Source organism: Cupriavidus sp. 05N38 (assembly GCF_056397345.1).
On sequence record NZ_JBFTNF010000002.1, the window covers coordinates 238,985 to 259,894 of the forward strand.

General features: G+C 66.9%; 17 protein-coding genes. 10 read left to right on the plus strand and 7 right to left on the minus strand.

Annotated features, from left to right (window positions below; all coding sequences use genetic code 11):
- Positions 1-4: 4 nt before the first annotated feature.
- A complete protein-coding gene (locus tag AC1DK4_RS02070) occupies positions 5-4,120 on the minus strand; it encodes an ATP-binding protein (protein WP_441612027.1) in 4,116 nt (1,371 codons plus the stop codon).
- A gap of 394 nt (positions 4,121-4,514) precedes the next feature.
- Between AC1DK4_RS02070 and AC1DK4_RS02075 the strand changes: the two genes are divergently transcribed.
- On the plus strand, positions 4,515-5,333 hold the full coding sequence (locus AC1DK4_RS02075; protein WP_441612026.1) for a response regulator transcription factor: 819 nt from the start codon (positions 4,515-4,517) through the stop codon (positions 5,331-5,333).
- A gap of 71 nt (positions 5,334-5,404) precedes the next feature.
- A complete protein-coding gene (locus AC1DK4_RS02080) occupies positions 5,405-6,469 on the plus strand; it encodes a porin (protein WP_441612025.1) in 1,065 nt (354 codons plus the stop codon).
- Between the two features lie 110 nt (positions 6,470-6,579).
- On the opposite strand, the gene AC1DK4_RS02085 is transcribed toward AC1DK4_RS02080, so the two are convergent.
- The 3 genes from AC1DK4_RS02085 to AC1DK4_RS02095 all read right to left on the minus strand — a co-directional run bounded on the left by AC1DK4_RS02085 (position 6,580) and on the right by AC1DK4_RS02095 (position 8,338).
- Entirely contained in the window at positions 6,580-7,260 is a 681-nt protein-coding gene (locus AC1DK4_RS02085) for an Hpt domain-containing protein (protein ID WP_441612024.1), read from the minus strand.
- Positions 7,261-7,304: 44 nt separating this feature from the next.
- Positions 7,305-7,937, minus strand: a complete 633-nt coding sequence (locus AC1DK4_RS02090; RefSeq protein WP_441612271.1) for a response regulator — start codon at positions 7,935-7,937, stop codon at positions 7,305-7,307.
- A 194-nt stretch (positions 7,938-8,131) separates the two neighbouring features.
- On the minus strand, positions 8,132-8,338 hold the full coding sequence (locus AC1DK4_RS02095) for a hypothetical protein (RefSeq protein ID WP_441612023.1): 207 nt from the start codon (positions 8,336-8,338) through the stop codon (positions 8,132-8,134).
- Here AC1DK4_RS02095 and AC1DK4_RS02100 point away from each other — a divergent pair.
- The 7 genes from AC1DK4_RS02100 to AC1DK4_RS02130 all read left to right on the plus strand — a co-directional run bounded on the left by AC1DK4_RS02100 (position 8,316) and on the right by AC1DK4_RS02130 (position 16,391).
- Complete coding sequence (locus AC1DK4_RS02100) at positions 8,316-9,107, plus strand: hypothetical protein (RefSeq protein ID WP_441612022.1); 792 nt, start codon at positions 8,316-8,318, stop codon at positions 9,105-9,107. The two genes, AC1DK4_RS02095 and AC1DK4_RS02100, sit on opposite strands and share 23 nt — an antisense overlap.
- 453 nt (positions 9,108-9,560) lie before the next feature.
- Positions 9,561-10,103, plus strand: a complete 543-nt coding sequence (locus tag AC1DK4_RS02105; RefSeq protein ID WP_441612021.1) for a fimbrial protein — start codon at positions 9,561-9,563, stop codon at positions 10,101-10,103.
- A gap of 132 nt (positions 10,104-10,235) precedes the next feature.
- Positions 10,236-10,994: a fimbrial biogenesis chaperone gene (locus tag AC1DK4_RS02110; RefSeq protein ID WP_441612020.1), complete on the plus strand. Its 759-nt coding sequence runs from the start codon at positions 10,236-10,238 to the stop codon at positions 10,992-10,994.
- Positions 10,995-11,243: 249 nt separating this feature from the next.
- Positions 11,244-13,919 (plus strand): fimbria/pilus outer membrane usher protein, encoded by a 2,676-nt coding sequence (locus AC1DK4_RS02115; protein ID WP_441612019.1) that lies wholly within the window; start codon positions 11,244-11,246, stop codon positions 13,917-13,919.
- 52 nt (positions 13,920-13,971) lie between these two features.
- The gene (locus tag AC1DK4_RS02120) at positions 13,972-14,943 is read left to right on the plus strand and encodes a fimbrial protein (RefSeq protein ID WP_441612018.1); all 972 of its coding nucleotides are present in this window, start codon (positions 13,972-13,974) and stop codon (positions 14,941-14,943) included.
- 248 nt (positions 14,944-15,191) lie between these two features.
- On the plus strand, positions 15,192-15,419 hold the full coding sequence (locus AC1DK4_RS02125; RefSeq protein ID WP_441612017.1) for a hypothetical protein: 228 nt from the start codon (positions 15,192-15,194) through the stop codon (positions 15,417-15,419).
- 309 nt (positions 15,420-15,728) lie between these two features.
- Complete coding sequence (locus tag AC1DK4_RS02130) at positions 15,729-16,391, plus strand: response regulator (protein ID WP_441612016.1); 663 nt, start codon at positions 15,729-15,731, stop codon at positions 16,389-16,391.
- Positions 16,392-16,620: 229 nt separating this feature from the next.
- On the opposite strand, the gene ppk2 is transcribed toward AC1DK4_RS02130, so the two are convergent.
- The 3 genes from ppk2 to AC1DK4_RS02145 all read right to left on the minus strand — a co-directional run bounded on the left by ppk2 (position 16,621) and on the right by AC1DK4_RS02145 (position 20,207).
- The gene (gene ppk2, locus AC1DK4_RS02135) at positions 16,621-17,754 is read right to left on the minus strand and encodes a polyphosphate kinase 2 (RefSeq protein WP_441612015.1); all 1,134 of its coding nucleotides are present in this window, start codon (positions 17,752-17,754) and stop codon (positions 16,621-16,623) included.
- A 180-nt stretch (positions 17,755-17,934) separates the two neighbouring features.
- Positions 17,935-19,440, minus strand: coding sequence for a HAMP domain-containing sensor histidine kinase (locus tag AC1DK4_RS02140; protein ID WP_441612270.1), 1,506 nt, complete (start codon positions 19,438-19,440; stop codon positions 17,935-17,937).
- A 29-nt stretch (positions 19,441-19,469) separates the two neighbouring features.
- Positions 19,470-20,207, minus strand: a complete 738-nt coding sequence (locus AC1DK4_RS02145) for a response regulator transcription factor (protein ID WP_441612013.1) — start codon at positions 20,205-20,207, stop codon at positions 19,470-19,472.
- 179 nt (positions 20,208-20,386) lie between these two features.
- On the opposite strand from AC1DK4_RS02145, the gene msrB reads away from it, so the two are divergent.
- The gene (gene msrB / locus AC1DK4_RS02150) at positions 20,387-20,899 is read left to right on the plus strand and encodes a peptide-methionine (R)-S-oxide reductase MsrB (protein WP_441612012.1); all 513 of its coding nucleotides are present in this window, start codon (positions 20,387-20,389) and stop codon (positions 20,897-20,899) included.
- The last annotated feature ends 11 nt before the right edge of the window (positions 20,900-20,910 follow it).

Sequence of the window (20,910 nt, forward strand, 5' to 3'; positions counted from 1 at the left end):
CGGCCTACTCCTGCTGCGTCGCGGTGCCGGACAGGCTTGCCGGCCGGATCCAGCGTTCCAGGCACGCCTGCAATATGTGCAGCTGCGCGGGCTTGAACAGGCATTCGTCCATGCCGGCGTCCAGGCAACGCTGCATTTCCGCGGCTTCGGTGCTTGCGGTGATGGCGACGATCGGCAGATGGGGCCGCCCCTTGCCGGCTTCGCCCGCTCTCGCGGCCTCCCGCGCACGCACTTGCGCAGCCAGTTCGTAGCCGTTCATCACCGGCATGTGGCAATCCGTGATCAGCAGGGCGTAGTCCGTCTCGCCCAGCGCCGCCAGCGCCTGGCCGCCATCGACGACAGCGTCGCTGGCATAGCCGAGCACCTTGAGCTGGCGCTGCAGCAGGATGCGGTTGGTGGGATGATCCTCGGCGACCAGGATCAGCCGTCCTTGGGCAAGCGCCGCCTCGCGCGAGAGCGCCGGCACGCCGGCCGGCCCTGTGGTGGCGCGCTCGGCGCCGCGCGCGGCGCTCCCGCCCGGCGCGGCCAGCGAGGCCGCCTTGAGGCCCCGCCAGGTCAGCGGATTGACGCTCAGGCGCACATCGCCTCGCGTCAGGCGGTAGCCGGCCAGCTTGGGCTTGTCGGTGATGTGGATCACCGCGGGCGCGGCGGCGCCAGCCTGTACGGGTAGCGGCGCGCCGTCGTCGAGGAAGAGCAGGTCAAAACCCGCGCGCGCTTGCCTGCCCGTCGGTTGCGCGCCGCTAACCGGGTCGCTATCCGGGCCGCTATCCGGGTCGCTATCCGGGCCGCTATCAGCGCTGTTATCCGCACCGTTATCCGCATCCGCGCCGGCCGCCCGCAGCAGATGCGCCAGGGCATGCGCGACCCCGGCATCGCTCACCCGGATCGCGGCGCGGCGCCCGGCCAGCGGGCGGTCCGCATAGGCCTTTTCCCTGACCGGCAGCGTCAGCCGGACTTCCACCTGCGTGCCGACGCCCGGCTCGCTCTCCAGCGTGATCTCGCCGTGCATCAGCACCAGCAGCCTGCGGCAGATCGACAGCCCCAGGCCGGTGCCGCCGAAACGCCGCGTGGTGGAGGAGTCCGCCTGCATGAAGGGCTCGAACAGCCGCGCCCGCTGGTCCGGCGCGATGCCGACGCCGGTGTCGCTGATGCGGCAGACGATGGTCTGCGCGCCATTGCGCTCGCCGGCTACCTCGACGGCGAAACTGACCGTGCCGCGCTCGGTGAACTTGATCGCATTGCTGAGCAGGTTGAAGAATATCTGGCGCAGGCGCACGCTGTCGCCGAGCACCACGGCGGCCACATCCTCGCTAACATCGAGCCGCATCAGCAGGCCCTTGTCGTGCGCGCGCGTGGCAAGCAGTCCCAGCGCATTGTCGCAAAGCTCGCGCAGGTCCAGCGGCAGCCACTCGATGTCGATGCGGCCGGCTTCGATCTTGGAGTAGTCGAGGATATCGTCCAGGATCTGCAGCAAGGCCCCGGCCGAGTCCTCGATCATGCCGACGGTGGACGCCTGTTCACGGCTCAGCTCGGTATGGCCGAGCAGTTCGACCAGCCCCAGCACCCCGCTCATGGGCGTGCGGATCTCGTGGCTCATCATGGCCAGGAAGTTGTCCTTGGCGCGGGAAGCCGCCTCGGCGGTGTCGCGCGCGCTGCCCAGCGCGGCGGCGCGCGCGTGTTCTTCGGTGGTGTCGGTCCAGTAGCCGTTCCACAACGTGCTGCCGTCGTCCTCGCGGCGTGGCACCGCGTGCAGCCGCGCCCACTGCAAGCCGCCCCTGCCAAGCAGGCGCACCTCGTGATTGACCGGCTGCAGGATCTCGCCCGCGCGGGTGACCGCTTCGCGCAGGGGCCCGGCGTGCTCCGGATGGATGCAGGCCCGCACGCGCGCGGTGTCGGCAACGATTTCCTCGGCATCGAGCCCGAACAGCTCCTGCGTATTGCCGCTGACCCACACGAAGGCAAAGTCCTCGCCCTGTGCCTGGCGCATCTGGAACACCGTGGCCGGCAGGTGCCGCGTGACGTCGATCAGCCGCGCTTCGGCCTTGCGCGCCTTGAGCTCGGCCAGGCGGATCTCCGAAACCTCCACCGCCGAGCAGATGATGCCGCCGGCATCCGCCTCGTTCGGGGCGAATGGCTGCAGCCAGCAAATAAAGTGCCGCGCGTGCCCGGCCGTGCCCTGGAAATCGAGCGCGATATGGCGCATCTCCCCGGCCAGCAATGCTTCGCGGATCGCGCGGTCCAGCGTCGCGCTGATCTCGGCGCCCCACACCTCGGCCTCGTTCTGCAGGCGGCCGACCAGATCCTCCTGCTTCACGTCCAGCAAGGACGCAAACGCCGCATTGACCGCCAGGTAGCGGCCCTGCTTGTCCATCACCGCAAGGGGCACGGGCACGGCATCGATCAGCGTCGACTGGAAGCGCTGCTGCACGGAGACCTTGCGCTCGACTTCGCGCCGGCCCGCCACCTCCCTGCGCAACAGGTACTGCGAGCGCAGGAGGATGGCGACAACGCACAGCAGCGCCGCGAACGGCAGCCCGGCACGCTCCAGTATCTGCCGCCACGATGGCTCGAGCACGTAGCTGGCCGCCATGTAGCGCTGCTGGATATCGAGCCGGCGCTGGTCCGGCAGCGCCGAGAGGGCCCGGTTGACCAGCGGCAGCAGGCGTGCCGACAGCGCCGGCGACACGGCGAAGCCGATATCCAGCAGACGCTCCCCGGAGCCGATGACGCGCAACTTGCCGGCGAAACTGCGCTGCAGCTCGACATCGGCCGAGGCCAGGTCGTCGACATAGACATCGGCATTGCCGCTCGCCACGCTGTCCAGGGCCGCATGGACGCTCGCGGCCGTCGACAGGCGCGCGCCGGGGACTTCCGTGCGGACCATGTCGCCCACGCCGCCCGCGGCGGTGACGACAACGCGCAGCCCTTCGATGTCCTTGAGATGCCCGATCGCCGGCGCCGACTGCCGGCCCACGATCACCACGGGAAATGCCGCATACGGACGCGAAACCGGCAGAGCGCGCAAGCCGGAATCGTGCGGGGCGGCCACGGCCATCAGGTCCAGGCCACCGCTGTGCATGGCCTCCACGGTCTTGCCGAAGCTCGCCGAAGGCACACGCTGGAAGCGCAGGCCAAGCGCCTCGCCCAGGTAGCCCAGGTAGTCGAGCGCAATCCCGCTTGGACGGCCGCTTTCATCGAGATAACTGTACGGCGCCAGCCCGACGTCGAAGCCTACCCGCAGGGGCGGCAGCGCGCTCAGGAAGGCGCGTTCCTCGGGCGCCAGGAAAAACTGTTCCGCGGGCTCCTGCTGCACCAGCCGCGCATTGATCCATCTGGCCAGCAGCGCCAGGCGGCGCTCGCTGCTTATCCGCGCCAGCCCAGCATTCACCTGGGCCCGGAAGGCGGTGGATGCGGGCGGGAATGCGAAATACACCTCGCTGCCGGGCTCGCGGTAGGTATTGACCACCGAGAGCGTGTCGAACTCGCGCCTGGCAAGCGTGTATTCCGCCACCGGCTGCAATGCCGAATAGAAATCCGCCCTGCCCGTTGCGACGGCGCGCAGGCCGTCCGTGACGTCGCCCGCCGGCACCAGCGTGGCGCGGGGATACCTGGCACGCACCACGCCTTCCATATAGAAGCCCGGTTCGACGGCGAAGCGGGCGCCCGTGGAGCCGGGCGACAGCGTCCCGGCCACCTGATCCGCGCGGCGCCCCACCACGACCGTGTCGCCGTTGAAGTAGGGCTCGGAATAGATCAGGCAATTCTTGCGCGCATCCGTCTTCGCCATGCTGATCAGGATGTCGATCTCGCCCTTGCAGGTGGCCGCGATCAAGGCAGGAATGTCGGGATACTCGCGCTCCGTGAAGCGCGTCGTCGCGCCGCCGAGCGCTTCGCGCAGCATGTCGATGCCGTATCCGCTAGGCTGCGGCCCCCGCGCGAACAGAAATGGCGGCAACCCCTGCTTCACGATGCCGATCCTGATGACGACCGGTGCGGACGCCGCCGCCACAGGTGACGCCTGCCCCGCCCCGGCAGGCAGCGCGCCGGCGCAAAAGAGCAGCAATGCGAGATGAACCAGCCACCCTTGCCAGGCCTCGCGCGAGGTCCAGGTTTTGCTCATGAGTCGGTTGTCCTATGTCGCTGCGATACGTTGCGTTCCGGCGCGGCCGCCCGCTGCCTGCGTTCGGTGCCGGCGCATTGTGCAACGCGCGCTGGCTGCCGGGCGCCCGGTGTTCGATGGCTGAGCATGATAGCGCCTCCACGGCCAGGCTGGCTGTCCTCTGCCGCACCGCGCGGCGTGTCGTCGTGCCGCTTGCGCAACGCCGGCGCGGGTGCCCCCCCCTCCCGCCAATTGATCTGGCGCAAAACGCGGGGGCGAAACCGAAGTATTCCGTCTTTCTTGGGGAATTTTCCCGGTTCCGGCAGGGGGCGTTGGGGCTATGTTGTATTTCCGCTCGCCAGGCGTCGTCACGCATCGATGCCACTTGCGCGCGGACAGACTCTGAGGTCGATCTATGAAAGTCGCATTACTGGATGCCAACCCGGCGAGTTCCCTGTCGGTCGCCGATCTCGTCACCGGCGCCGGGTTCCCTTGCCATCGTTACGCCGCGCGCGCCGGGCTGCTGCGCGACCTGCGCGAGCAGGTCTTCGACATGATCCTGATTGCCGGCGACCAGCCGGACGGACAAGGCGCCGAGGTAGTCAGGATGATCCGCTGCACGTTCGCATTCCAGACCCCCGTCATCGTGGTGTCCGCCAAGGCAAATCACCATGAAATCATGGAGGCGTTCGCCGCGGGCGCCGACGACCATTGCTCGACGTTGCGCCCGGCCGAACTGCTGGCGCGGATGGTGTCGCATTGCCGCCGTCACGACACTGCCCCGACCGCACGCCGGCGCCTGATCCACCTCGGCGCCTATGTGCTGAACGTCGACAGGTACTGCGCCAGCCTGCACGGCAGGGATATCCATCTTACGCCCAAGGAATTCAGCCTGGCCTGGCTGCTGTTCTCGTCGCCGTCGCAGGTACTGCCCCGCAACCATATCGAAATCATGGTGTGGGGCCGGGTGCTGCCCGCCATGTCGCGCGCGCTCGCCGCGCTGATTGCCCGCCTGCGGCGCGTGCTGGAGCTGCGGCCCGTCAATGGCATCACCATCGCGTCGATCCACGCGCTTGGCTATCGCCTGGACGTCCAGGAGACGCCGCGCGCCGACTGGCCCGCGGAGGCACGCACAGAACGGCTCCCGGCCGACGGGGTGCCGCTGCGGATGCACCTTCCGGCAATCGCCGCCGACGAGTGCGCGGTCCCCGCGGACCTCGGCATGTCCCGGTAGCGGGCGGGCGCTCGCCAGGTTTCACCCTGGGCGAGGGAAAGACCAGAATTTCTTAACCGAGGAAATCAGATATGAAGAAGACAATGGTTGCATCAGCTGCCCTGATCCTGGCGAGCGGCGCCTGGGCGCAAAGCGCCGTCACCCTGTACGGCGTGGCGGATGCCGGACTGGAATTCGTCAACAGGCAGCCCGGCAACGGCGACAAGGTCTATCGCATGCAGTCCGGTGGCGGGCTGACCGGCTCGCGCTGGGGCCTGCGCGGCGTCGAGGACCTCGGCGGCGGGCTGAAAGGCATCTTTGTGCTGGAAAGCGGATTTTCCATCGACGATGGCAAGACCGATGGGCGCCTGTTCGGCCGGCAGTCATACGTCGGGCTGGAAACGCCGGGAGGTACCGTGACGCTTGGCCGCCAACAGACGCCGATGTACGATTTCGCGCTGCGGTATGATCCGATGGCCACCGCGAGCAGCTACTCCATCTATGCAATGGACAATGATTTCGGCTCGCGCGCCGACAACGCCATCAAGTACCGCGGAAGCTTCGGCGGCCTGACCGCGTCCGGGCTCTACAGCTTCGGTCATGACGGTGTCAGCGGAACGAATGGAGAAGTCCCGGGACAATGGAAGGTCGGCCGCGAATATGCATTCGGCCTGAACTACGCCACGGGCGCATTCGCGGTCGGTGCTGTCTTCGACCAGAAGAACGGCGACACCATTGCCAGCCGCAACCGCCATGACCAGCGCGCCAGCATCGCCGGCAGCTACGCCTTCGGACCCGCCAAGGTCTTCGGCGGCTATCGCTGGCAACACCTGGGCTTCACGCCCGCCACGGGCAGCGGCATCGCTCACCTGGGCTGGGCCGGCATTAGCTATCAGCTGACGGCCGCGACCTCGTTCAGTGGCGCCCTGTACTACCAGGACTACCGGGGCACCAGCGCGGATCCGTGGCTGTTCTCGCTCGGCGCCAACTACGCCGTGTCCAAGCGCACCGAACTCTATATGAACATGGCCTATGCGCTGAACAAGACCGACAACGCGCGCGGTTTCATGTCGCAGACCAGCGTGAACGGCGATGGCCAGGTGTTGCCCGGCGAAAACCAGTTTGGCGCCAGCGTCGGCATGCGTCACCGCTTCTGACAATCCCTGCCCGGCCGGCACTTTCCGGCTTGTCGGGCTGGCCGCGGATGTCCCGGTGCAAGGTGCAAGCCTGCACCGGGGCATCCGCTTTTTATTCCCGGCCGGGCCCGCTATCGGGCCTCCAGGCAATTGTTCAGACGCTCCACGGTCGGCTCGAACAGCGCCAGCAGCGCGCTGACACCGTCGGCGTCGCGCGCGCGGGCCGCCGCTTCCAGGCGCGCGCAGAGCGCAACCACCGAACTGCACTCCAGGATCCTGGCCGCGCCCTTGAAACGGTGTGCCAGCGAGGCCGCCTCGTCCCAGTCGGCGGCAGCACAGGCATTGCGCAGGAGCACGAGATCCGCGCGGTTGGTATCGACCAGGCTGGCAACCAGTTCCGCGATCATGTCGGGATCGCCATCGGACAGTGTTTCGATGGCCGGCCAGAATGCCGCTTCCTCCTGCGCGCTGATCGGCAGGACGCCATGCCGAGCAAGCTCCCGCGCCAGGTCATGCTCGCGTACCGGCTCCGTCAGCATGCCACCGAAGCGCGTGTCCACGGAAGCCGCGGTAGCGGATGAAACCGCGAGCCACAGCGTCGGCCCGGCGCCGTCGGAATCCGGCACCACCCTGGCCGGCAGTGCGCCGTCTGCCGGAAGCCGCACAAGCACCAGGCGCCAGCCTCGCCCCGGCGCCCCGGGCGATTCCACCGCATGTGCCGTCGCCTCGAAGCCCAGGCCCTCCAGCAGCGCGGCGACGCCGCTGTCTTCGGCCCAGTCCGCGGTGTCACCGATGATCAATGCGCGATGCATGATTGTTGTCCTCCGGACGATTCACAATGAAGATTCTGCCGCCGTCACGGCGCGATATGGCAGCGACGGGCAAAGTCTACCAACTCCACCAGCGTGGCGACGCCGAGCTTGGCCATGATGTGGATCTTATGACTACTCACCGTCTTGTTGCTGATGAATTGCAGCTTGCCGATGGCTGCATTGGACATCCCTCTGGCCAGCATCTGCAGGATAACGATCTCCCTGTCGGTCAGCCGCCGGAGCCGGTCTCTGTCGTCGCGCATGTCAGGAGGCACCGACTCGGCGTCGCCGACTTCGGGCGGGAACAGCGTGTAGCCGGCCATCACCGCGTCCACGCAGCGCATGATCTCGCCCATTTCCTGCTGCTTGCTTACGAAGCCCCGCGCGCCAAGCTGCATGGCACGGGGCGCGAACGTCAGCGTATCCTGGCCGGACAGCACCAGGATCCGCACTTGCGGCTGCATCATCCGCAGCCGGGGAATGACTTCCAGTCCATTGACCTTGGGCAGGTCGAGGTCCAGGATGACCAGGTCGGCCGGACACTCGTTCATGATGTCCAGCGCTGACTGACCATTGCCGGCTTCGAGGACGCGGCTTACGCCGAGCACCTGCAACAACCGCGTGCGCATGACCATGCGCATCGCCGGATGATCGTCAACTATCAACACCGTTGTCATTTTTGCGCAGCCTCCATCTGAAAATATTGCGCCATTTGCTGCTAGCGCGCGCGGGGCGCGATTTCTGTTCCGGGATTCTCCGATAGTTCCCTCGTGGCGCGCATGGGAAAGCCCTGAATTGGCCGCGGAAAGGTCGCCATTACCGATGGCGCCATGGCATTCGTCCTGCCGACCCGGGACGCCACCGGCGCAAGTCAGGATGCGGGCAATGCCATCACGGCCGCCGCGCAGAATCCGCCGCAATCGGCTCGGGAAAAGTCCGCATCCGCCCGGGCGCGCACGGCGCCATACTTCTTGCCTCTACTTTTCACCGCTACGGCGTCGCCCTGCCCCGGCACCACCACCGGGCGTCCGCCGGCCAACAGGATCAGGAGCGAGATGAAAAAGAACAAACGCATCATGCCGGCAAGCTCTGGCGCCGATCCGCTCCATGCCGTCAGCGACAGCCTTTCCCACCCGCGCATGGTGGTGACGCTGCGTGCCGATCAGGAAATGACCATAAACAGCCTGGCCGACGCCCTGCGGCACAACGGCGAATGGCTGGCGCGCGCCAATATCTGCCTGGCCGCGCTGCGCGATGAGGGCGCCACTCCGGTCCGGGCGGTGGTTTCGGATGTCAGGAAAAGCGCGGTCGCGCTCGACTTCTATATCAGCGACGATATCGCGAGCTGTGCCCGGCTCACGCACACGATCCACGCCGTGCTTGCCAGGGAATTCAACCGGGTGCTGCCGCCATCGCTGCTGGTCGCGGTGCGGCCGCTGCAGGCGGCCGCACCCGAGCGGCGGCGTACGCGCAGCCGCCCGGACGAGCTCGCGGCATCCGCGGTCATGCTGGCCGAATCGGCCTCCGAGGCCAACCGGCGCATGTCGGCCATCTGCGCCTACCTGGTGGCGTTTCATGAAGCCAGGCAGGTCGGCGAGATCGCCTGCCCGCCGCACCAGAACCTGCTCGCCGACCATCACGAAGCGGTGGACTGGCGGCTACGCCTGCATCAGTCCGAACAGGCACGCTCGCTGGCCGAGTCGCTGGCATTCCTGCAACGCACCTACAACGATGCGGCCTTCGATCTCGACACGCCGTTCCGCGAGTATCAGTCCTTGCTGCAGAAGGAGGTCATGCTGACCTTCCGCCAGGAACTCGCGACGTTCTGCGCAGAGCACGAGGCGTAACGCGTATCGGCCTGGCCGTGCAAGCGGCTTCGATCGCCGCAATCCGATCGCTGGCGGCCACCCGCCCTTCCAGCCCGTCGACGACGCCACCGCCAGTGCCGACTTCGGCGAGCAGCGCCTCGAGATGACGCGGTTCATCCAGCGCCAGCCTCACGGCGGATTCCCTGGCGTCTCCTCCTGCCTGCGCCGGAAGCAGATGCCCCCTCGCCGCGCCACTCCCGCGCCCGGATTTTACTGGCCACGCCCGCGATCGCACTTGCGCCGCACGAGCCACTACGACGCGCCCGCACGGTACCTGCATCACTTTCGTACTTGTCCTATCTATTCGCCATGAATTTCGTTCAGGTCAGATAGAAACAAAAAAGGGTTTACCCGAAACTTGCTTCTGAAGCCTGCATCAACACAGCAGCACTTCGAAAGTAGCAACCCCCTCCAACTACTGCTATCTGAATCATGAAAAAGAACCTGATCGCTTCCGCCATCGCCACCGCTGCCTGCGCTGCCGCTTTCGCGCCCGCCGCGCACGCCGCTGACGGCACCATCGAATTCACCGGCAGCGTGGTCGCCACGACCTGCACGATCAATGGCGGCGGTGGCGCCAACATGATGACCGTGGCGCTGCCGCCGGTCTCGACGTCGGCCCTGAGCCAACCAGGCGCCGTCGCGGGTCGCACGCCCTTCACCATCAAGCTGGACGGCTGCGCGGGTTCGAGCACCAAGGTTGCCACCGCATTCGAGGCCGGCTCGACCGTCAATTCCGAAGGTCGCCTGACCGTGGACGCCGGCGGCGCCTCGGGCGTCGATATCCGCCTGCTGAACGCCAGCTACAACCCGATCAAGGCCGGCGCCGCGCAGAACGACCAGAACTCGCCCGCCGTGGATCTCGTCACGGGCGGTATCACCACCCTGCACTACTACGCTGAGTACGTGTCGACCGGCACGGTCCAGGCCGGCGCCGCCAACTCGCGCGTCCAGTACTCGCTGGTCTATCAATAAGCGCTTCGCGGGAGACGGCTCCGCCCGAGCCGCTCCCGCAGCGATGCGCAGCCTTCCAAGCCGTTTCTGCGTTTTCGAGACGGCTTCCGAGGAAACGCAATCTCCCAGGAATCCAACGCATCGGAAGTGAAGATGAAACACACCATTCTCAAGCCGCTCATGGCGGTGGCCTTCGTGGCCAGTCTGCTTGCGGCCCAGGCACACGCGAGCGTCGTCATCGCCGGCACCCGGATCATCTTTCCGGCGCAGGAGCGCGAAGTCACGGTCAGCCTCACCAACGACGGCCAGACGCCGGCGCTGGTCCAGACCTGGCTCGACAAGGGCGACGCCAACGAGTCGCCCGAGAAGATCGACGTGCCGTTCACGCTGACGCCCGCGATGTTCCGCCTCGAACCCGGCAAGGGCCAGATGCTGCGCGTGATCTATAGCAAGGAGCCGATGCCACAGGACAAGGAATCCCTGTTCTGGCTCAATGTGCTCGAAGTCCCGCCGAAGGCCGAGATCGGTGAAGATGCCAACCGCCTGCAACTCGCCTTCCGTACCCGCATCAAGATGATGTTCCGCCCGCCAGCCCTGCCCGGCCGCGCCGACGAAGCGCCCGCGAAGATCGTGTGGGAAATCGTCCAGGCCGACAGCGGCAAGGGATATGCGCTGAAGGCAAGCAACCCTACCCCCTTTGTCGTGAACCTGGGCAGCATCGCGCTGAAGGTCGAAGGCAAGAACTTCAATGCCGGCATGGGCTACGTACTGCCCGGCACCTCGCATCTGTTCCCGATCGAAGGCCTCGCGTCCGCGCCGGCATCGGCCGCGCAAGTCGACTTCAGCAGCATCAACGACTGGGGCGGCATCGTGCAAGGCAAGCCTGTCGCCCCCTTCAAGCCGGGAGGCTGATCGTAGCAACAGGGTAGCAGCGCCATGGCCCCTGAGCGCGGCACCCTGGGCAATCACCCGCCCCCACGCCGTTCCTTCCCGAATCCAGTACAGGTCCCCATCCGCTTCGCCAGCCTGAGGCTTTCCTGAAAAGCCTTGCGCCGGGAAGCGTGTGGCCAGGTCCCCCGGCGGGACGCTGGAGGACCCCGTTCGGCCTCGCATCCGCCATGCGCGGATGTCCCGGCAGCCCATAACAAGGAGCAACCCGCAATGACCCCGGCCCAACGTCCGGCCCAGGATGGCAACCCTCTTTTCCGCCTCAAGCCGTTGTGTGCGCTGGTGCTGTCGAGCCTGGCCGCCTGGCAGTCCGAGGCATTGGCCGAGGCGGCCGCGCCCGCAACCAGGCAGGTCGCGCAAGTCGAGTTCGACAGCGGATTCCTGGCAACGGGCAGCAGCCGGCGCGTGGACCTGTCGCGTTTCGAGCGGGGCAATGTCGTTCTGCCCGGCACCTACAACATCGATATGTACGTCAATGGCAACCGGGTCAGCCGCACCGACGTGCCGTTCCGGGCTCTCGGCGCGGATGACAGCGACGCACAGGCGTGCTTCGACGCCGGACTGCTGCAAAAGGCCGGCGTCGATCTCCGGAAGCTGGCACCCGGGATGGCTACGCGGCTTGCGGCCTCAGGCGAATGCCTGCCCATCACCGAGGTGATTCCCGGGGCAAGCGCGAGTTTCGATTTCGGCGACCAGCGCCTGGAACTTGGCATCCCGCAGGTTTCCCTGAGCCGCAGCGCACGCGGCTCCGTGAGTCCCGAACTGCTGGACTCCGGCGTGACGACGGGCATCCTCGGCTACCAGTTCAATGTCTACAGCTTCAAGGGCCACGGCAGCAATGGCGTGCAGACGCAGGGCTACCTTGGCCTGAACGCCGGCTTCAACGCGGGCGACTGGCATTTCCGCCACAACGGCTCGTACAACTGGAGCGGGAGCGGCCACAGCGATTACCAGAACATCTCGACTTACGTTCAGCGCGACCTGCTCAAGCTGGCTTCTCAGCTAACCCTGGGCGAAGCGTACACAAGCGGTGAACTGTTCGATTCGACGGCCTTCCGCGGCGTGCGCCTGGCCACCGACGACCGCATGCTTCCCGATTCGCTGCGCGGCTATGCGCCCACGGTGCGCGGCGTCGCCACCAGCAACGCAAGGGTGACGATCCGCCAGGCCGGCATGACGATCTACGAGACCACGGTGGCGCCCGGGGCGTTCGAGATCGACGACCTCTACGCCACCGGATATGGCGGCGACCTGAACGTCACGGTAACCGAGGCGGATGGCACCGTGCGCTCGTTCTCGGTGCCGTATGCCGCCGTGCCGCTGTCCCTGCGGCCCGGCGTCAACCGCTACAGCGTCGTGGCCGGCGCGGTGCGCGATGCCCAGAACAGCAAGAACCCGCTGTTCGTCCAGGGTACCTGGCAGCGCGGCCTCAACAACCTGGTCACCGGCTATGGTGGCGTGACGCTGGCGCAAGGCTATGCTTCGGCCATGCTCGGCGGCGCCTTCAACACGCCGGTCGGCGCGGTCGGCGCGGACGTGACGCAGGCCCACACCTCGGTGTCGGGCGTCGGGACCTTCAACGGCACCAGTACGCGGCTCAGCTACTCCAAGTCGGTCCTGCAAACCGGAACCGATCTGTCGATCGCCGCCTACCGCTATTCCACCGGCGGCTACTTCGGTCTCAACGAAGCCATGCGCGCACGCGCACAGGCGGATCAAGGCCACACCATCGACAGCGTATGGCGCCAGCGCAACCGCGCATCGGTCACGCTCGGCCAGCGGCTCGGCGAACGGGGCGGGCGGCTCAACGTCACCGCCTCCACGGCCAACTACTGGAACCGCGACGGCTCGGACATCAACTATTCGGTCGGCTACAACAACGTCTACAAGAATATTTCCTTCGGTGTCTCGGCCACGCGCCAGCGCGGCGCCGACGGCCGTATGGGCACGATGTACTTCGCGAGCGTCACGATCCCGCTGGGCAAGCAGAACCCGCTGACCCTGACCGGCAACGTCTCGCGCAACAGCAATGGCAGCATGCAGGCGCAGACCACCTTGTCGGGCTCCGCGGGGGCCGACAACGAACTCTCCTACAGCCTGAGCGCGAACCACACCTCGGGTGCCGGACAAAGCAGCACCGACGGCGGCGCCAACGTGCTGTACCGCAGCCCGTATGCGGATCTCAACGCCAGCGTGAGCGGCGGCTCCGACTACCAGCAAGCCGCGATCGGCGTGCGCGGCGCGGCGGTCTTGCACCGCGGCGGCGTCACGCTGTCGCAGCCGCTGTCCGACACCTTCGCGATTGTCGAGGCGCCCAACGCCGAGGGCGCGCGCGTGACCAATGCGTCGGGCGTGCGTATCGACAGCCGCGGCTATGCGGTCGTGCCGTACCTGACGCCGTACAGCATGAATACGGTGTCGCTGGATCCCAAGGGCCTGTCCACCGACGTGGAACTGCGCGAGACCAGCCAGCAAGTCGCCCCGCGCGCCGGCTCGGTGCCGATGCTCAAGTTCGAGACCGTCTCGGGACGCTCGGCAATGATCCGGGCGCGCCGGTCCAACGACATGGCGCTGCCGTTCGGCGCGGCGGTCCACGACGAGGGTGGGCAGGAAGTCGGCGTGGTCGGCCAGGCCAGCAAGATCTTTGCGCGCGGCCTCCAGGACAAGGGCGAACTGAAGGTGACCTGGGGCAACGACGAAGCCTCGGCCTGCCGCATCGCGTACGAGTTGCCGGAACGCAAGAAGGCAGGAAAGGGCAGCGGCTATCAACAGATCGAGGCCATCTGCGCGCCCGTCACGAACGTGACCACCGGCTTGCCGCAGGCCCCGGGGATGAGCATGCAGAGATCTCCCTCCCCCGGTCCGGTGCATATCGGGCCGGGCTTGTGAACGGTTCACCATCTTCCCGGCTTGTCATATTCCAAACCTTGGCAAAATGATCATGCGAAAACTAATCCTGTTATTGGCGTTGCTGGCTTCCACTCCGGCGCTGGCCAGTTGCGACCAGTTCCCGACCACCGACGGCAAGCCGTTCCGCTACAGGCTGACCGGCTTCAACCCACCAACGTTCAATCCGCTTGTGGCAGACGGCACCGTTCTCTACTCCGGGGATTTCATCTTTCACGCCGAAAACAGCGGGCCCGTAGACTACCAGTGCCAGCCCTTCATGCTGATCGTTGGCAGGCTCGAGGCGCCGGGTCCGTACCACACCATGTCAACTCCCATCAACGGCGTGGGGATCAGGATGCAATACACCGACAACCCGGGCTGGTGGCCGTGGAGCCATTTCAGTATGGCTGTTTCGGTCCAGGAAGCCACGGAGCTGCGGCTGACCATTCAACTCGTCAAGACCGGACCGATTACCGCAGGTGGCATCCTGAGCGGCGAGGTGGCCGCCAAATGGTATCGGGGCGGCGAGCTGAAATCCACGCAGTACATGATCGACGGCATGTTGGCCATCAAGCCGCTTGTTCCTACCTGCAAGCTGTCGAGCGCCCACATCTCGGTGCCGATGAGGAATGTCCCCATCGGCGACTTCAAGGGGGTGGGGTCGACAGCGAACGAAAACCCGTTCGAAGTCGCGCTTTCCTGCGCGGACGGGATCTCGGGCGCCACGACCAACGTCTATGCGACCTTGACCGACATGACAGATCCGGCCAATCGCGGGGACGTACTCACGCTTTCGCCGGGTTCGACCGCCCAAGGCGTCGGGATCCAGGTGCTCAAGGATTCGACACCGCTCAGGTACGGTGCCGATTCCAGTGCTGCCGGCAACCTGAACCAGTGGTTTGCCGGTTCCGCGTCAAATGGCTTGTTCAATATTCCACTGCGCGCGCGGTATGTGCAGACCCTGCCTGACGTCGCGGCAGGCACGGCGAACGGGCGCGCGACGATCACGATGAGTTACCAATGAACCCAGCAGGGCTGGCGAGGTCCCCCGGTGCGCGCCGCCCGGGGCGCCGGCTTGCCGGTGCGCAACGACACCGCGGTGGCCCGGCGCGGCGGCTCTCCCGGATCGCCTGGCATGCCGGCCTGACAGTCAACGGCATACGCCCTGCTCCCCTGGCCGCGCGCTGAGTGCAAGGGCTTGCGCCATTGCACCCGGCGACGAGCACACGCGCACGACATTCACTATGAGCCCCCAATAGCTGCGATGTCACCATGAAGAAACCCGATACGAACACACGTTCTTCACGCCAGGCCCGCCGGCTCTTGCTTGAATTCGCTGAGCTGAGCCACATGGATCAACAATGCTTCATTGCATTGATGAACGACTTCCTGCTGACATCGCCCCAGCAGCGGCGGCGCCTTCTCGCGCAATGGGAAAGCGCGCTCGACTCCGCGTCCGACCCCGTTGCGGCGATGCCGGGAAGCAGGCCTGCCGGCTGAATGCAGAAGCGCCCGAACAACAGTGCCACACAAAGCACATTTCCATGAATAGGACGGCGCGCGCGGCGACACCTTTCTGCGCGCAGGCGAGGACTCCCACCCCAACTGAAGCCAGATTGTTTCTGCTCCGATCTGTCGGTATGATTTTCCATCCGGAATCCAGAATTCTCTGTTTCTTGCAAGGCATTCGCTTAAGATTTTTCCTGGTTGCTCACCCCCTTGTCGAGCGCCAACCCTGCGCCTGAATTCAAGCCCGTTCTTCTGCCGCGTTTCCGCGCCGTGCCCGGCCGGGCCAAGGAGTGAAGCAAGATGAAAGAGTTTTCGATGCGCGTGATCGTTGCCGACGACCACCCGGCCGTCGCGCTGGGCATCACCTACGAACTGCGCAAGCTCGACGCCGCGGAAATCGTCGCCACGGTCGGCAATTCGACGGAACTGATCGCGGCGCTCGACACGCACGCCTGCGACGTGCTGGTATCGGACTATGTGATGCCGGGGGGGCAATACGGCGACGGGCTGACGCTGGTGTCGTTCCTGCAGCGGCGCTATCCCGGGCTGCGGCTCGTGATTCTCACCATGATGGACAATCCCGGCGTCGTCCGCGCGATCCATCAGCAAGGCGTGAACTCCATCCTGAGCAAGTCGGATGCCATGTCGCACCTGCTGGCGGCTGTCCACGCTGCCTATGCGAACGGCAAGTATTTCTCGCCCACCATCAAGCGCATCCTGGACGAGAGCAAGCCGGCCGCGTCCATCCGGCCGCTGACCGCGCGCGAGGCCGAAGTCGTGCGGCTGTTCGGCTCGGGACAAACGGTCAACGAGATCGCCGCGCAATTGCATCGCAGCAAGCAGACGGTCAGTTCGCAAAAGGCCAGTGCGATGCGAAAGCTCGGCATCACGCGCGATGCCGACCTGATCCTCTATGCCTCCGACGGCAGCCTGGCCGGCCCGGGGAGCGCACTGGCGGGATAGACGGCACTGGCACGCCGGCGCTTTGCCCGCCCGGCGCGTGGCACTGCAACGCTCTAGTCCGCGGCCGGCTTGCCGGGCTTGTCGCGGAATCTGAAGGCAGGCTTGGCCGCCGCGGTGCAACGGCTCAGCGTGCTGGCGAAGGAAGCCGGAGCCGGGATACTGTTGGCCGCCGGGAATGGCGCGGGCGAGTGAGGGCCCGCGCCGCCGGGGCGGCGCGCCGTGACCGGGACTAGCCCGCCAGGGCCCGCCCGACGATCAGCGGATCGGTCGTGCCGATGGCCTCGACTTCACGGTTGGCGTAGGGAAAGCGCAGCAACACGTGCCGCATCGCGTTCAGGCGCGCCCGTTTCTTGCAATCGGAGCGGATCACGGTCCAGGGCGAATCGGCGGTGTCCGTGCGCGCGAACATCGTTTCCTTGGCCCGCGTATAGGCGTCCCACTTGTCGAGCGATGCGACGTCGACCGGGCTGAGCTTCCATTGCTTGAGTGGATGGATCTCGCGCTCGCGGAAACGCCGGCGCTGCTCCTTCTGGCTGACCGAGAACCAGAACTTGAACAGGTGGATGCCGCTGCGCACCAGGTGCCGCTCGAATTCCGGCACCTGCTGCAGGAAGTCCTGGTACTCCTGCGGCGTGCAGAACCCCATCACATGCTCCACCCCGGCGCGGTTGTACCAGGAGCGGTCGAACAGCACGATCTCGCCGGCCGAGGGCAGATGCTGGATATAGCGCTGGAAGTACCACTGGCCGCGCTCGGATTCGGTGGGCTTCTCCAGCGCCACCACGCGCGCGCCGCGCGGGTTCAGGTGCTCCATGAAGCGTTTGATGGCGCCGCCCTTGCCGGCCGCGTCGCGGCCTTCGAAGAGGATCACCACGCGCTGGCCGGTGTCCTTCACCCAGGCCTGCAGCTTGAGGAACTCCACCTGGAGCCGGTATTTCTGCTTCTCGTAATTGCGCCGCGACATCAGGTTCTGGTACGGATACTGGCCTTCGCGCCAGCCCTGCGACAGCTCATGGTCCGGATGCCTGCGCCTGCCCACCTGCCAGGCCGCCGGATCGCCTTCGAGGATGAGGCGGCGCAGCTGCGCCGCCTCGTCGGGAGACATGCCGTCCATCAAGGTCCTGACCACGCCGAGCATGCCTTCCTCGCCATCGGCGGCGCCGCTCGCCAGGATGTCCTGCATGCTGCTTGCCGCCAGCTGCGCGGCGGCGTCCACGGCGCTCTCCACGGTATTGCGTTCGGCCGAGCGTGGCGTATTGGTCGGCACCACGTCGCCCCTGGCGACGGGACGGCCGCCGCCTTGCTGCGGGCCGGTAGCGTGGTCAGACTGGGACGAACCGAGGTTATGCACGTGTGCTGCCATGTCGGATTTCGGAAAGGTTGCGCTGAACGTTGCGCGATCTCCCGTGAACCTGACGCCAGCGCCGGCGGGAATCGCGGATTTCATTATGCGCAGGCGCCTTCCGTCCACCCTTGATGCAGATCATCATCGCCCTAAGGGGTCCAGGGGTCCAGGGGGCCAGGGGTCCAGGGGGCCAGGGGTCTAAGGCATTTGCCGGCCCGCCACCGGCAGCTCGAAGCGGAACGCCGCGCCCGTGCCTTCGCGCTCGAGCAGGCGGATCTGGCTGCGATGCAGTTGCAGCATGCGCTGCACGATCAGCAGGCCGAGCCCGCCACCGCGATGCGCGCCGGCGCTGAACGGCCGCTGGAACAGGCGCTCGCGCAGCGCCGGCGCAATGCCGGGGCCGGTATCGCTGACCGTGACCGACACCTTGCCGTCGCCAACGGCAAGGTCGACGTCGACGGCGCCATGCGCCGGCGTATGGCGGATGGCGTTGTCCAGCAGGTTGGTCAGCACGCGCTCGATCATTCCCAGGTCCGCCGTCACGGCTGGCAGCCGCTGCGGGATACCCGCGCGCAGCTGCACCTGCCGCGCCTCGGCGGGCAGCTCGAACTTCTGGAATACATCCTGCACCAGGTCGACCAGCGAGAAGGCTTCCAGCGCGGGCTGCACGATGCCGTGCTCCAGCCGCGCCAGCTCGAACAGCGACTGGGCCAGACGGCCCACCTTCACGCTCTGCGCCAGCGCGATGGCAAGGTAGCGCTTGCGTTCAGCCTCGCCGAGCGTATCCGCCTTGAGCGACAGCGTTTCCAGGTAGCCCTGCAGCGAAGTCAGCGGCGTGCGCAGGTCATGCGAGATATTGGCCACCAGCTCGCGCCGCTCCTGGTCCTGCTTGGTCAGCGCGCGCCATTGCTCGGCGATGCGGTCGGCCATCTGGGCGAAGGCGGCCTCGAGCGCGGCGATCTCGTCGTGGCTGCCCGCGCTCGATACGCGCGGCAAGCGCGGCTGCGCCGCGGGCGCGGTCTCCGGGTCCGCGTCGGCGTTGAAGCGCCGCATGGCCTCGGTCAGGCGGCGCAGGGGCCGCGTGATCAGCCCGAACGCCACCAGCCCCGCCAGCAGACCCAGCAGCGCCACCAGCGCCATTGACCACAGCGTGGTGCGCAGCACCGAACTGGCCGATGCCCGCGCCGCCAGCTCGTCGTGGGTCTCGCCCAGCAGCACCACGTAGATATAGCCGCCCGAGCGCAGCGGCGCGGCGCTGAAAACCTTGCGGCCCGAGGCGCTGCGCGGGTCGTCGCCCAGGATCGGCAACGCATCGCCGGCCAGCAGGCGGCGCACCGGCTGCAGGTCCACCTGCTCGCGCTGCAGTCGCCCGGCGGGCGCGTCGTGGCCCATCACGCGCCCCTGGTTGTCCAGCAGGTACACCTCCACGCTCGGGTTCACCACCATCAGCTGGCCGAACAGCTGGCGCAGGGCTTCCGGCTTGAGGCCGTTGGCGTCCATCAGCACGGCGTTGCGCGCGATATGCGCGGCAAGCCCGCGGGAGAGATCCTGGATGACCTCCTTCTCGTGCATGTCGTTCGAGCGGACCTGCAGCCATGCCGAGGCGCCGCAGCAGGCCAGCAGCAGCACCGAGAACACCAGCGACAGGCGCTGCGTGAGCGTAAGCCCGAAGCGCGGCGCCCGGCGCGCGGGGCGGTCCTGCATGGCTTCGGTGCCAGCCTCGGTGCGGGCGTTCATGTCGCATCTCCCGGCGCGCCGGATGTTCCGGCCGCCAGCTTGTAGCCATGTCCCCAGACCGTGAGGATGCGGCTGGGTTGCGCCGGATCGGCCTCGATCTTGGTGCGCAGCCGGTTGATATGGGTGTTGACGGTGTGCTCGTAGCCCTCGTGCTGGTAACCCCAGACGGCATTGAGCAGGTCCATGCGCGAGAACACCTTGCCGGGGTGGCGGGCGAAGAAATAGAGCAGGTCGAACTCGCGCGGGGTCAGTTCGATGCGGCGCCCGTCCACGCTGGCCTCGCGCGTGATCGGGTCGATCGACAGCCCGCCCAGCACCAGGCTGCCGGCATCCACGCGCAGGTCCCTGGCCAGCGCGTCCACGCGCCGCAGCAGCGCCTTCACGCGCGCCACCAGTTCCAGCACCGAGAACGGCTTGGCGAGGTAGTCGTCGGCGCCCAGTTCCAGCCCCAGGATGCGGTGCACCTCGCTGGAGCGCGCGCTGGTGATGATGATGGGCGTGTAGCGCGCCATGGCGCGGGCGCGCCGGCAGATCTCCAGTCCGTCCACGCCGGGCAGCATCAGGTCCAGGATCAGCGCGTCCCAGCTGCCTTGCTCCAGCAGGCGCAGGCCTTCGTTGCCGTCCGCGCTGTGCACGACTTCATAGCGCTCGTCGCGCAGGTGCAGGCTCAGCACATTGGCGATGTCGACGTCGTCTTCGACGATCAGGATGCGCTTGGGATGGTCCGTTGGCATGGGCGATGGGGACGGTGGAGTGAGGACGGTGGAGTGAGGGTCGGGGCCCGCGCAGTCATTGTGCAGAATTCTGCGCCGCCGAGTTATCACATTTAATTTAACCTTTCGTGAGGACTCCGGGATCGCACCGGCCATACGATGCGCCCATTGATTCGTGGAACCCACGCAAGGAGCACATCATGCGGAGCAGAAGGCGCTTTCTGATCTCGGGCGGCGCGGCCGTGGCGGCCATTGCCACGGTGAGCGGCTGGCGCGCGCTGGCGGCCGGGCCGTCCGGCGGCGGCAAGCCCGCCGAGGTCTTCGAGGTGGTGAAGTCCGACGAACAGTGGCGCCAGCTGCTGACCCCCGCCCAGTACAACGTGCTGCGCCAGGAAGGCACCGAACGGCCCTACAGCAGCCCGCTGAACGACGAACACCGCGCCGGCGTGTTCGCCTGCGCCGGCTGCCAGCTCGACCTGTTCTCCTCGCGCACCAAGTTCGACAGCCGCACCGGCTGGCCCAGCTTCTGGGCGCCGCTGGAGCGGGCCGTGGGCACGACGCAAGACCGCAGCTTCGGCATGACGCGCACGGAAGTGCACTGCCGGCGCTGTGGCGGCCACCTGGGCCATGTGTTCGACGACGGCCCCAAGCCCACCGGCCTGCGCTACTGCATGAACGGCCTGGCGATGACCTTCCGCCCGCAGGCCGCCTGACGACCGCGGGC